This is a genomic window from Bacteroidota bacterium (assembly GCA_016721765.1).
Lineage (GTDB): Bacteria > Bacteroidota > Bacteroidia > UBA4408 > UBA4408 > UBA4408.
Window position 1 is genome coordinate 355,797 of the sequence record JADKHO010000002.1, and the last position, 12,617, is coordinate 368,413.

The window sequence follows — 12,617 nt, forward strand, 5'->3', positions numbered from 1 at the left end:
GCCAATGACTACCGATAAACTCACCTCACTTTTTAAATCTTTTAATCAGTTAAACATTCTTATTGTTGGGGATGTAATGGTAGATGCTTATGTGTGGGGAAATGTGAATCGAATTTCGCCAGAAGCCCCTGTGCCAATAGTTTCGGTTACTAAAAAAGAGAATCGTTTAGGTGGCGCGGCAAATGTTGCGCTAAATATAAAAGCCATGGGTGCTAATCCCATTTTATGTGCCATTACCGGGAAGGATGCAAATGGAAAAATTTTCAGCGAATTGGTGAAAGCCGAAAATTTAAGCACACAAGGTATTCTCTCCTATCCTAACCGAACAACCACCACTAAAACTCGAATAATTGGCAATCAACATCAAATGCTTCGAGTGGATGAAGAAGTTTGTACCGCTTTAAGCACACAACATAGCAATGACTTGTTTAAACGCATTTCATCCATAATTGAAAAACAAAAAATAGATGCTATAATTTTTGAAGATTACGACAAGGGATTGCTGAACCCTTCACTCATTGAAAAGCTTGTAAAACTTGCAAATAGTTTAAAAATCCCAACAACGGTTGATCCCAAAAAAAACAATTTTTTAGCCTATAAAAATGTCACTTTATTTAAACCAAATCTCAGGGAGTTAAAAGAAGGACTTCATATTGATGCTGATTTAACCGAGGCTAAAAATTTGCGCACGGCCATCCAACAACTAAATAAAACAATACAAAGTAAAATTACTTTAATCACACTTTCTGAAAAAGGGGTGATGATAACTGAAGGGAAAAATGAATTTTTAATTCCTGCACATGTGCGCACCATATCGGATGTATCGGGCGCGGGTGATACGGTAATTGCAGTTGCAACCTTATGTCTCGCAGCAAAAACTTCGATCCGTTTCTTAGCAGCACTATCCAATTTAGCAGGTGGACTCGTTTGCGAAAAAGTGGGTGTGGTTTCTATTGATAAAAAACAATTGCTGAAAGAAGCTGTTTCTCTTTCCATAGCTTAATTGATGTGGAACCCACAAAATAGTAAATGACAAAAGTAGTTACTCCCTATAAAGTTTCAAGCGATTCAAAAAAAGAACAGGTGGCTACCATGTTCAATAACATTGCGCCGAAATATGATTTTTTGAATCATTTTTTATCGCTGGGAATCGACATTTTGTGGCGAAAAAGAGCCATTCGCCAGCTGCAAGCACTTCAACCCAAATTAATTTTGGATATCGCAACCGGAACCGGAGATTTTGCTATTGAAGCCTTAAGCTTACATCCGGATAAAATTATTGGAATCGATATTTCGGAAGGAATGCTGGAGTTTGGTAGAGAAAAAATGATTCAAAAAAAACTCTCGCACATCATTGACTTGCAAAGCGGCGACAGTGAGAACTTGAAATTTGAGAAGCATTATTTTGATGCAGCGACTGTTGCTTTTGGGGTGCGCAATTTTGAACACTTAGAAAAAGGACTAGTCGAAATAAATCGTGTGCTAAAACCCGGTGGTGTGCTGGTAGTATTGGAATTTTCAAAACCCCGCAATTTTCCTGTGAAACAATTTTATTCCTTTTATTCCAAACAGGTACTTCCCCGAATTGGTAAATTATTTTCAAAAGATAATTCTGCCTACACCTATCTGCCTGAGTCGGTGCAAGCTTTTCCGGATGGAGCTGATTTTGTTGCTATTCTAAAAAAATGCGGTTTTTTGGAAGCAAAGGCAATTTCGCTTAGTTTTGGAATTGCGAGCATTTATGTTGCAAAAAAATAAAACAAAGCTTCGTTTTGCCAAAAGCCTTTAATTGAATTCTAAAAGGATATTGCTATCAGATCAATTGAAAGCCAAATTCATTATTAAGGACCTCCTCCCGAACATTCTGCACTATTTCTCAATCATGACCTTTATTAAATAGGTGATTGCAACAGCTAGCAAAATGCTAACAAGCAGCGAAAGACGATAGTATGCTGCGCGTGCTCCCATAATTTTCCACATTTTATTTTCTTTTTCTGCATTCCATATTTTCATAAAAGCTGATTTGGAAAAATAAACCAAAACCAAAAAAAAGAAAATAAATAAAATAAAACACAAGATTAAATAGTCGTTCATTGCACTCATTGGGTGAATTATGATAGTAAAAATAAAATAATAAATAATATTCTTTAGTGTAATTTTATCATGGAATTCAAAATAAGCAAAACATAAAGCTATCAGAATTTCAAAATGGAATAATTTTCAAGTAACTAAAATTAATTTTCGATTGCTGAAGCCTGAAGTACTAAAATTATAAATCTTGCGTTTAAAGAGCGTGAAAAAATCGTTTTTATTTTTTTTACTGGCCTATAATTCCCTGTGCGCACAAAAGGTAAAACAAGTATACTCGCCAAATTACGATATGCGACCTTGGCACTATGGCTTTTTATTGGGCATTAATAAGGCTGACTTTATTATCCATCCCAATCCAGCTCTGGCTGAATTAGACTCTGTTTATAGTTTAGAATCCGAACCTCAAGCTGGGTTTAATATTGGTTTAGTTTCAGATTTTCGCTTGGGCGACTACGCATCTCTACGCTTCATTCCCGCTCTTGCTTTTTCAACACGATCGCTCCACTATAGTTTTAAAAGCAGTAAAGGAAGTATAACTCGAAAAAAAACTATAGAATCTACCTATATTGATTTTCCGCTAGATGTTAAATTAAAATCTGCCCGTTTAAATAATTTTAGAGCCTATTTGTTGTTGGGCGGAAAATATAGCATCGACATTGCTTCTCAGAAGGATGTGAACAGCGATTTAGTAAGCGATGCAATTGTGAAATTACGTAAAAACGACATTTATTACTCGATAGGTATTGGATTTGATTTTTACCGACAATACTTCAAATTTTCTCCTGAACTAAAATTCTGTTTTGGCTTGCGCGATTTGTTAATAAAAGAGAATAATGTCTTTGCAAAATCAATTGACCGTATTACTTCAAAAATTATAGACATTTCTTTTACCTTTGAGTCCTGATCAAATTTTCTTATTATTTTCCATTTTGCATTTGTGAGTAAAAAACTAATTTGTGTTCTCTTTCTGTTTAGCATGTTGCCTCATTTTGCAAAAGCGCAAAAGGTAAAAGCTATTAATTTGCCAAATTACGATTACCATACCATACATTTTGGTTTTTTACTTGGGATAAATAAAGCAGATTTTATAGTGCATCCAAATGCCAATTTGGCCTTACTGGATTCGGTATATGTGCTGGAATCAACACCACAAAGTGGCTTTAACTTAGGTATTGTAAGCAATTTACGAATAAGTGAATATGCCGATTTGCGATTCATACCGGCCTTGGCCTTCTCAACACGTAATTTAGAATATACCTTTAAAAGTAAAAAAGGTGAAATAAAAAGAAAGAAATCGGTGGAATCTACTTTCGTCGAATTTCCGCTTGATTTAAAATTGAAATCCGCGCGCCACAATAACTTTAGAGCATACATACTTGTTGGTGGCAAATACAGCATCGATATTGCATCTCAAAAGGATGTAAACAGTGAGCTCATTACCGATGCTATAGTGAAATTACGCAAAAACGATTTCTATTATTCGGTTGGTGTTGGCTTTGATTTTTACCAAAAATATTTCAAATTCTCGCCCGAATTAAAATACAGTTTTGGCCTACGCGATTTGCTGATACGCGACAACAATGTATTTGCTAAATCTATTGATAAAATTACCTCCAAGATCATAAACCTCTCCTTTACTTTTGAATAATATTTCCTAAAAACAATTAAATGATTCACCAAATTGATTTGATTGCTTCACCAAGAGAAGCCTCAAATCCGGAAGCCTTAAAACAATTAGCGGCGCGTTCATTATCCATTCCGCTAAGCAGTATCACCGAGTTAAAACTGCTAAAACGTTCCATTGACGCCCGCTCCAGAAACATTAAAGTTAATTTACGGCTTCAAGCTTATGTTGGTGAAACGGAGGTAGAAAGTCCTTCGGCAAATAACAGCTACAAAGATGTTGCGCAAGCAAAACCGGTTGTTATTGTTGGTGCTGGACCTGCCGGTTTATTTGCCGCCCTGCGCCTGCTGGAATTGGGTTTAAAACCGATACTGATAGAGCGTGGTAAAAATGTGCGCGAAAGAAGACGCGATTTAGCTGCCATACATAAACTGCATGTGGTGAATCCCGATTCTAATTATTGCTTTGGTGAAGGGGGCGCGGGTACTTATTCGGATGGAAAATTGTATACGCGCTCCACCAAAAAAGGAGATGTAAAAAAAATACTTCAAACATTTATTGAGTTCGGCGCCGATCCTATAATTGCAGTCGATGCGCATCCACACATCGGCACCAATAAACTTCCCAAAATCATTGAAAACATTCGAAAAAAAATAATTGAATGCGGAGGCGAAATTCATTTTAATACCCGCCTAGTAGATTTTATTCTGGATGGAAATGTAATTAGCGAAATTCATACCCAAGAGGTGAATAGTGGCAAAGTGCTAAGTTTTAAAGCGGACGCGGTATTGCTTGCTACCGGCCATTCAGCCAGAGATATTTTTGAATTGTTGCATAAAAAAGAAATTCTAATTGAAGCCAAAGAATTTGCTTTAGGCGTGCGGGTGGAGCATCCTCAAAGCCTTATTGATAGTTTGCAATACCATTGCACCACACAAGAAGCAGTAGACGAACTCAGGAATTACCTTCCCGCTGCAGCCTATAGCTGGGTGGAACAAATTGAGGGCAAAGGGGTGTATTCATTTTGTATGTGTCCCGGCGGAATAATTGCTCCATGTGCCACCGGTCCAAACCAGGTGGTTACGAATGGTTGGAGCCCTTCTAAACGCAATAATCCGTTTGCGAATTCGGGCATTGTTGTCAGTGTTACTGAAGAGTATTGGAAAAAATATAACATACATGGCCCCCTAGCTGCATTGCGCTACCAGCAGGATGTTGAATTAATTGCATTTAATGCCGGTGGGAAAAAACAAAGCGCTCCGGCACAACGTTTACTCGATTTTGTAAACGGAAAAACTTCCTCCGATTTGCCACCTTGTTCCTATCAACCCGGAATTGTTTCAGCACCTCTGCATGAATTATTGCCAAATGAAATTTCATTTCGCTTGAGAAAAGCCTTTGTACTGGTAGGTAAAAAAATGAAAGGCTATTTAACGAACAATGCGGTTATTGTAGCAACTGAATCGCGCACTTCTTCACCGGTGCGCATCCCACGCGATAAAGAGGAATTGCATCATCCACAAGTGCTTAATTTATATCCTTGCGGAGAAGGTGCGGGTTATGCAGGAGGAATTATTTCGGCAGCCTTAGATGGGCAAAACTGCGCTGAAAAAATTTTTGAAACACATAGGAACAGAGGAAACATAGTAGATTAAGATAGGTTGAAATGCTGCTATGAGCTTATGTCTTCTTAAATGACTATGTGTTTAATTTAGGGAGAATATTTTTTGAAATACATAGGAACATAGGAAACATAGAGGATACAATTAGGTTGAAATGCTGCTATGTGCCTATGTATTCTTAGTTGCTTATGTGTTTATTTTTCAGAAAATATTTTTTTGAACCACATAGAATCATAGGAAACAGAGAGGATTCACATAAGTTGAAATGCTTTTATAAACTTATGCTTTACTTTAATTTGGGAGCGATTAAGATGAAGGCTTAGTAATTATCCGGCAACTGCAATCTTAATTTTGCTGCCAGCCTTTAATGTGCTTGATGATCTAATATTATTTAATCTTTTTATTTCCTCAACCGAAACTCCTTTACGGTTTGCAATGTTCCAAAGCGTATCGCCACGTTGCACCGTGTAATATATAAACTTTGTTTTTTCTGAAGCAGCAGAAGCAGATTTAACAGCTTGTTTGGATGCCTGTGCACTGTCTGTGGTAACGGTTTCATTTTGGACCGCCGAGCCAGACTCCTTACTTACAGCAGCAGTTGTTGAATCAGATACTGAACTTGATACTGAGGCTGTATTTACATTTTTATATTTTTTGGTATAAACCATTAATCGTTTTCCGGTAGCCACTTTATTTCCTTTAATGTTATTCCAATCTTTTATTTCGCGCACTGTGCAGGAGTATATATTGGCAATTTGCTTTAACGTTTGACCGCGTTTTACTTTATGCCACTTTTGCTCCTCCACTAAAATACGATTACTGTTACCGGCTGCAATGGCACTATCCAGGCGCTCTTCAGGAGTTTTGTAAGCATAAATCGAATTTTCGTTATTTATAAATGCACCCACTTTGTTAACAGGTAAGCAAAGCATCGCTTGTTCGCCACTGTAAGGAATAATTTTTAGTTTATATTGTGGATTCAAGTAAGAAATATCTTCTACCGGTAAATCTAACACAGCTGAAATTTGCTGAAAACTCAAAAACTGACGCGTGGCAACAGTGTCGGTATGAAAATAAATTTGCTTTGGTGCGATAGGATATAAATTGTGTTCAGCAGTATAATTCATCACATAATTTACAGCTATAAAAGCAGGCACGTAACCTTGTGTTTCAAGCGGCAAAAAGGGACGAATTTCCCAATATGTTTTTTTTCCGCCGGAACGTCTAATTGCTTTATTTACTGTGCCGGGGCCGCCATTGTATGCAGCAAGCACCATTTGCCAATCGCCAAAAATATTGTATAAGTATTTAAAATATTTACATGCTGCTTCGGTTGCTTTAAAAGGGTCTCTCCTATCATCAACGTAAGAATTCACATTTAAGCCAAACATCTTACCCGTTCCATACATAAATTGCCACAAACCGGCAGCACCACTTTTTGAAATCGCATTTGGATTTAATGCCGATTCAACAATGGCCAAGTACTTAAGTTCTTCAGGAAGTTTGTATTTGTCTAATTTTTCTTCAAAGAGCGGAAAGTATACTTCTGATAACCCAATCATACGGGAAACAATATTACGCTTGCGAATGGCATATAAATCAATATATGCTTTCACTGCATTGCTATAAACCAAATTAAATGGCGATTTTGAATCCAGTAATGTTATCCTTTCTTGATACACTACTTCATCAAAAGATGGAATTACTTCTGGACAATAGCCCAACTTGTTTAACTTACAGGTATCGGTGGTAAAATTTTTGCTTTCAAAATATTTTTGGCTCATCAAACTATCCATCATCGCCAAAATAGGATCATCCGGAATAAATACCAAGGTGGTATCAGCTGATTTAATTAATCGATCAACCCCAAAAGCGCTAAGTTGTGCCACGCAAAATAGAAGGAGAATATAGGTTTTGAAATTGTTTTTCATTTTTCAGCTTTATTGGGTTAACGAGTAACGCTGCTTAAGTATATAAATTGCCTTTACTGCGATGCAATTTCAAAAAATTTAACGTAAATCTAAAAGGCAGGTTGCATTTTTTATTAACTATACGTTGTTTACTAAGTAATTTGAAAATGCAAGTAAATTTGCTTCATCAAATTCCTTGCCCATTAATTGAATACCAAAGGGCAGCCCGTCTAGCTTTTTACCTAGTGGCAACGAAATTGCCGGAACACCTGCTAAATTTGCCAGCACTGTGAAGATGTCTTCCAAATACATTTTAATTGGGTCACTACTATTTTCACCAAACTTAAAAGCAGCATCGGGTGTGGATGGAGTTAAAATAAAATCATACTCCGTTAAAATTTCATCTACTTTATTTTTTAATACCCTGCGCACCTTTTGTGCTTTAGAATAATAAGCATCATAATAGCCCGCACTCAGTACAAAAGTTCCAAGCATTATTCTTCGTTTTACTTCCTTACCAAATCCTTCACTGCGTGATTTTTTGTAGGTAGATTCTAAATCAAAAGCATTTGGACTTCTGTAGCCAAAATGGATTCCATCATAGCGCGATAAGTTGGATGATGCTTCAGCTGTGGTTAACACGTAATATGTTGGAACCAAATAATCCAAAAAGGGAAATGCTACCTCGTTTACAATGTGGCCGGCAGCTTTTAGTTTCTCAATAATTTCGAGACTTCGTTTTTTAATTTCCGGATTCAAGCCTTCGCTATCAATGCATTCCTTAAAATAAGCAATCTTGATTTTTTTATCAAAACCTAATAAATCAGCATAATTTTCAATAGGTAAAGACGATGAAGTGGAATCATATTCATCCTTACCGGCAATTACCTGCAATATTTTTGCAGCGTCTTCTACGGTATGGGTAATGGTTCCAACCTGATCAAAAGACGAGGCATAAGCAATTATACCATAACGCGAAATTCTTCCATAAGTAGGTTTTAATCCAACTAAACCGGTAAAAGAACAGGGTTGACGTACCGAACCACCTGTATCGGTTCCAAGTGTTGCCAAGCATAAATGAGCGGCAACTGCAGCCACCGAGCCACCTGAAGAACCGCCGGTTACACGGGACGTATCTAAAGGATTAAGTACATCGCCGTAGGCCGAGTTTTCATTGGAACTGCCCATTGCAAATTCGTCACAGTTTAGGCGCCCAATTATTATTGCATCTTGAGCAAGTAAACGTTCCACCACGGTAGAATTATATAAACTCACAAAACCCTCAAGAATTTTGGAAGAAGCGGAACAGGCATGGTCTTTATAACAAATATTATCTTTTAAGCCAATCACCAAGCCTGCAAGTTTCCCTGCCTTTCCTGCCTTTCTTTTTTCATCAATCTCCTTAGCGCGCTGACTACTTTCGTTTTCAAAAACTTCTAAAAAAGAGTTTAAGTGCGAGCTGTTTTTAATAGCGGTGAGGTAGGAAGAAACAAGATCAGTTACGGTAATTTTATTGGCGTTTAAATCCGATTGGATCTGAGCCAAAGAGGTATAGGAATTCACTATAAAATAGAAATGAGAAAAAAGTTTAGAATAGAATTAGTCTTTCTTTTCAGGAGTAGTAGCAGAAGCATCTTCTCCTTTTGAAGCATCCTTAAATTCCTTGATTCCCTTGCCTAATCCTTTCATTAATTCTGGAAGTTTTCTACCTCCAAACATCAACAGAACGATTAAACCAATCAATAAAAGTTCAGGACCTCCTAAACCAAAAATTCCTAATAACACAGTTAAAATCATTTTTTAAAATTTAATTATAATGCAAAGGTAAGGAATTTTGCTTTAAAGCCTATCCTATTTCAAGTGTTAAATCAATCTAAGGATTCTCCAATTTTTTTTCAGAACTCAAAAAATCTTCTAAGGCAGCTGCGATTAGCTGCGGATTAACCTGTTCCCAAGGATGCGGAGTAGACGGAAGAAGCAATAAGGTTGAGTTACTAATCGAACGCTGTGCCGTTTCGGTTTCTGACAAACTAACCATTTTATCAGCATCCCCTAATGCGATAAGCACCTTGCATTTAATTTGTTGCAATTGAAAGGTAGTAAGCGGATTATTTACTCCCAAACTTTTAAGCAAGTTTGATGTTTGTTGCACGAGCGATTCCCATTTGTTTCCATGAAGCTGCTGAAGATGCTTTGCAAATGCCGGCACTTTTAGTTTGATTTTTTCAGGAATCAAAAATCCCGCTTCCCTTTCGGCACTTTCCTTAGTCCAATCAAATTTTGTTGCGAGTGTAATAATGCCTTTCACCTTATTGGGATGAAGCAAAGCAAAATTTAACGCAACAAATCCACCCATGCTGTAGCCAAAAATATAAACTTCCGGAATATTAGATTTCTCCAGGTAGCTAAGCACATCCGTGCAAAATAAACTTAAGCTTAATTCACCTTCACTGATCTCCTTTTGACCATGCCCACTAAAGTCGAGTAGTGAGATTTCAAAATTTACTGCAAGTCGCTCCTTTATTTGAATAAATTGCGAAGCAGCACCCAAAGCACCATGTAATAAAAGAAGTTGAGGCTTCATTGTTATTCGATGGCAATAACTTTAAACTCGGTTCTTCTATTGTTTGCACGACCTTTATCGGAATCATTGCTATCCACCGGCTGGGTTTCACCATACCCTTTAAAACTTAATCTGTCTTGTGCAATTCCATTTGTAATTAAATAATCGTAAACAGATTTTGCACGATTTAAGGAAAGTTGCTGGTTCATTTTTTCATCCCCTACATTATCGGTATGTCCCGAAACCTCAATTTTTACTTTTGGATTTTTGGTTAAAAAATCACCCAATTTATTGAGTTCGCTTTTTGATTCTTCTTTTAGGTTATACTTACCGGTTTCGAAGAAAATATTTTTTAAAACCACCTTCTCACCTGCTTTAATTGGTTTCATTGGAATATCAATTAAATAGGGCTCTCCCTGATTTTTTACATCTTTCAATGAAAAATTTTCGGAGTAAAATAAATAACCGTTTCGTGAGGCATTGAAGGCATAGTTTTTATTTGCCGGTAAGCACACCAAATATTCACCGGTAATCGAATTCGAATACACTTCAGCAATTACTTTTGACGTTTCCAAATCCATCAACTCCAATTTTGCATCCAACAACTTTTTTGATTCGGAATCGAACACTTTTCCTTTAACATAAGTAACTAAAGTTGGACGGGCTTTCTCATATAAATCGAACGCATATAAATCGAGGTTACCAAACCCTTCCTTTCTATCGGCTGATGCGTAATAGGCTAAATTACCTTTTGAGTTTACAATCAAGGAAAATTCATCCCCGCTTGTATTAATCGGATAACCAATATTTACAGGCTTTCCAAAGCTTCCATCCTTTTTCATACGGGCATAAAATATATCGTGTTTTCCCATTCCTGGATGTCCGGCACTCGCAAAATAAAGTGTTTGATTGTCGGGGTGAATATAAGGCGACATATCCGACTCAGTAGTATTGATGCTATCGCCCAAATTTATTGGTGTTCCCCAATATCCTTCCTTAGTCAAGGTACTTGACCAAATGTCTTTTTCACCTTTACCACCGGGACGATTACTTACAAAGTACAAGGTATTGCCATCGCTCGACAAGGAAGGCTGTGAATCCCAGTACTTGCTGTTTATTGGAGGGCCAACATTTTTTGGAATGCTCCATTTTTTTCCCTCTTTCACCGAAAAATAAATATCACACCTTCCCATTCCTCCCGGACTATTGCAAAGTGTATAAAATAAAAATTGCCCATCGGGTGAAATACATTGCGCCCCTTCGTTGGCAGGAGTATTAATGGGTGGTCCAACATTGGTTCGTTTTTGCCATACTCCGTCTACCCTTTTACTCATGTAAAAATCTTCTGAAGCATTATTCCAATCGTTTTTAACGGTATCATCTGGCATTTTTACTGTTACAATTAGTGTTTGCTCATCGGCTGTAAGTGTGGGCAGATACTCTTCAAACCTGGTATTTACATTTGGCCCCAAATTTTTGGGTGCAAAGGGAACGGGATTTTTCACAGCAGTTTCAGCAAAATTTGCATTCGCTAACAAACGCTCTCCTTTTTTCCGAATATCCGGGCTTACTTTTTGAATGCTTAGTAATTTTTTAAGATGTTCCTTGGCTTCTGTAAATAGCTGCACCGCTACTTCTGATTCGGCTAGGTTATAATAATTGTTTGGAAAAAAATTGGGGTCAATTGCAATGGCTGCTTTGTATTCAGCAATTGCATTTTCATATTTTTTATCATCCTGATAAACTCCCGCTAATACAATATGCGCTTCAATAAAGTTAGCATCGGCCTCAATGGCTTTTTTGAACTCTTGCGCAGCTAATTCATTTTTAGCGGCATCATAATATTCCATAGCACGCTGGTAATACTTTTTTGCTTTCTCGCTTTTGGTATGCAAATCGGGTGCTTGGGCAGTTGCAAGTATTGGTAAACAGCAAATCAGAAAATAAATTTTACTTAACGTGCGCATTTTATGAGTTTGTTTTTAATAATTTTTTCGCCGCCTATCAAATTTCCCTTTTATAAAAGTTTACTTGATAAAATCAGCATAATTTAAATCTAAGGAATATGCAAGTATTTATGGGTTTGAAGTGATATGTTCCACTTTGGATGCGCCATTACATAGTCTACAATTTTTGGAATCATTTGTTCTCTGCGGCTCCACTCGGGTTGAAGAAAAAAACGGCAATTCGGATTTTCTTTTATAACCGCTGCTGCATTTTTTTCGGCCCATTCAAAATCATTTTGATTGTAAATAATTACTTTAAGCTCGTGTGCTTTGGTAAAAATTTCGGTTAATGGCGGGCTATTTTTTTTTGGAGATAAACAAATCCAATCCCAGGTTCCTGTTAGCGGATAGGCGCCGGAAGTCTCAATAAATGCTTCTATTTTATTTTTTCGAAATTGTGTCGTGAGGTATTCTAAATTATACATCGATGGTTCACCTCCGGTAACTACAACTGCTTTGGCAGGCTGTTGCAAGGCATGTTTCACAATTGTATCGGTTAAAGTTGGTGGATGGAGCGTTGCGTCCCAACTTTCTTTCACATCGCACCAATGGCAACCTACATCACAACCGCCTAAGCGAATAAAATAGGCAGGTTTACCGGTATTAGCGCCTTCACCTTGAATGGTATAAAATTCTTCCATCAAAGGGAGTAAGGTCCCATTATCAATTGCTTCGGCTTGAGATTGCTTTAAATTTGTTTCCATATAAGTGTTGCAAAAGTAAACAAATATTGAGCCCATTTTACCCAACTACAATGTTTCTTCAGCCGGATTAATTTTATGCAGAAAACACCATTCAATT

Annotated in this window: 12 protein-coding genes; 5 read left to right on the forward strand and 7 right to left on the reverse strand. The window is 37.2% G+C overall.

Going from position 1 to position 12,617, the window contains the following annotated elements; all coding sequences use genetic code 11:
* The first annotated feature begins 4 nt into the window (after window positions 1-4).
* Window positions 5-1,003 (forward strand): D-glycero-beta-D-manno-heptose-7-phosphate kinase, encoded by a 999-nt coding sequence (locus IPP32_09915; protein MBL0048395.1) that lies wholly within the window; start codon window positions 5-7, stop codon window positions 1,001-1,003.
* Window positions 1,004-1,029: 26 nt separating this feature from the next.
* Complete coding sequence (ubiE, locus tag IPP32_09920) at window positions 1,030-1,758, forward strand: bifunctional demethylmenaquinone methyltransferase/2-methoxy-6-polyprenyl-1,4-benzoquinol methylase UbiE (protein MBL0048396.1); 729 nt, start codon at window positions 1,030-1,032, stop codon at window positions 1,756-1,758.
* A 111-nt stretch (window positions 1,759-1,869) separates the two neighbouring features.
* Here ubiE and IPP32_09925 read toward each other — a convergent pair whose 3' ends face one another.
* Entirely contained in the window at window positions 1,870-2,013 is a 144-nt protein-coding gene (locus IPP32_09925; protein ID MBL0048397.1) for a hypothetical protein, read from the reverse strand.
* A 280-nt stretch (window positions 2,014-2,293) separates the two neighbouring features.
* Here IPP32_09925 and IPP32_09930 point away from each other — a divergent pair, with 280 nt between their 5' ends.
* From IPP32_09930 to IPP32_09940, 3 genes are read left to right on the forward strand one after another with little or no spacing between them, the layout of a single operon-like run.
* The gene (locus tag IPP32_09930; protein ID MBL0048398.1) at window positions 2,294-2,995 is read left to right on the forward strand and encodes a PorT family protein; all 702 of its coding nucleotides are present in this window, start codon (window positions 2,294-2,296) and stop codon (window positions 2,993-2,995) included.
* A 33-nt stretch (window positions 2,996-3,028) separates the two neighbouring features.
* Window positions 3,029-3,739: a PorT family protein gene (locus IPP32_09935; GenBank protein ID MBL0048399.1), complete on the forward strand. Its 711-nt coding sequence runs from the start codon at window positions 3,029-3,031 to the stop codon at window positions 3,737-3,739.
* 20 nt (window positions 3,740-3,759) lie between these two features.
* A complete protein-coding gene (locus tag IPP32_09940) occupies window positions 3,760-5,370 on the forward strand; it encodes an FAD-binding protein (protein ID MBL0048400.1) in 1,611 nt (536 codons plus the stop codon).
* A 293-nt stretch (window positions 5,371-5,663) separates the two neighbouring features.
* On the opposite strand, the gene IPP32_09945 is transcribed toward IPP32_09940, so the two are convergent.
* The 6 genes from IPP32_09945 to IPP32_09970 form a co-directional block, all read right to left on the reverse strand.
* Window positions 5,664-7,268: a transglycosylase SLT domain-containing protein gene (locus tag IPP32_09945; protein ID MBL0048401.1), complete on the reverse strand. Its 1,605-nt coding sequence runs from the start codon at window positions 7,266-7,268 to the stop codon at window positions 5,664-5,666.
* Between the two features lie 117 nt (window positions 7,269-7,385).
* On the reverse strand, window positions 7,386-8,810 hold the full coding sequence (gatA, locus tag IPP32_09950) for an Asp-tRNA(Asn)/Glu-tRNA(Gln) amidotransferase subunit GatA (protein ID MBL0048402.1): 1,425 nt from the start codon (window positions 8,808-8,810) through the stop codon (window positions 7,386-7,388).
* 36 nt (window positions 8,811-8,846) lie between these two features.
* A complete protein-coding gene (gene tatA, locus IPP32_09955) occupies window positions 8,847-9,044 on the reverse strand; it encodes a twin-arginine translocase TatA/TatE family subunit (protein MBL0048403.1) in 198 nt (65 codons plus the stop codon).
* Between the two features lie 76 nt (window positions 9,045-9,120).
* Window positions 9,121-9,831, reverse strand: a complete 711-nt coding sequence (locus IPP32_09960; protein MBL0048404.1) for an alpha/beta hydrolase — start codon at window positions 9,829-9,831, stop codon at window positions 9,121-9,123.
* Window positions 9,832-9,833: 2 nt separating this feature from the next.
* Window positions 9,834-11,777 carry an OmpA family protein gene (locus IPP32_09965; GenBank protein MBL0048405.1) on the reverse strand — a complete coding sequence of 648 codons (1,944 nt, stop codon included), beginning with the start codon at window positions 11,775-11,777 and terminating at the stop codon, window positions 9,834-9,836.
* An 89-nt stretch (window positions 11,778-11,866) separates the two neighbouring features.
* Window positions 11,867-12,520, reverse strand: a complete 654-nt coding sequence (locus IPP32_09970) for a 7-carboxy-7-deazaguanine synthase QueE (GenBank protein ID MBL0048406.1) — start codon at window positions 12,518-12,520, stop codon at window positions 11,867-11,869.
* Window positions 12,521-12,617: the final 97 nt, after the last annotated feature.

What these genes read in the sequence shown, in the direction of transcription:
- IPP32_09915 (MBL0048395.1), top strand. Translation starts at nt 5, where the DNA reads ATGACTACCGATAAACTCACCTCACTTTTTAAATCTTTTAATCAGTTA.
- ubiE (MBL0048396.1), top strand. Translation starts at nt 1,030, where the DNA reads ATGACAAAAGTAGTTACTCCCTATAAAGTTTCAAGCGATTCAAAAAAA.
- IPP32_09925 (MBL0048397.1), bottom strand. Translation starts at nt 2,013, where the DNA reads ATGAAAATATGGAATGCAGAAAAAGAAAATAAAATGTGGAAAATTATG.
- IPP32_09940 (MBL0048400.1), top strand. Translation starts at nt 3,760, where the DNA reads ATGATTCACCAAATTGATTTGATTGCTTCACCAAGAGAAGCCTCAAAT.
- IPP32_09945 (MBL0048401.1), bottom strand. Translation starts at nt 7,268, where the DNA reads ATGAAAAACAATTTCAAAACCTATATTCTCCTTCTATTTTGCGTGGCA.
- tatA (MBL0048403.1), bottom strand. Translation starts at nt 9,044, where the DNA reads ATGATTTTAACTGTGTTATTAGGAATTTTTGGTTTAGGAGGTCCTGAA.
- IPP32_09960 (MBL0048404.1), bottom strand. Translation starts at nt 9,831, where the DNA reads ATGAAGCCTCAACTTCTTTTATTACATGGTGCTTTGGGTGCTGCTTCG.
- IPP32_09965 (MBL0048405.1), bottom strand. Translation starts at nt 11,777, where the DNA reads ATGCGCACGTTAAGTAAAATTTATTTTCTGATTTGCTGTTTACCAATA.
- IPP32_09970 (MBL0048406.1), bottom strand. Translation starts at nt 12,520, where the DNA reads ATGGAAACAAATTTAAAGCAATCTCAAGCCGAAGCAATTGATAATGGG.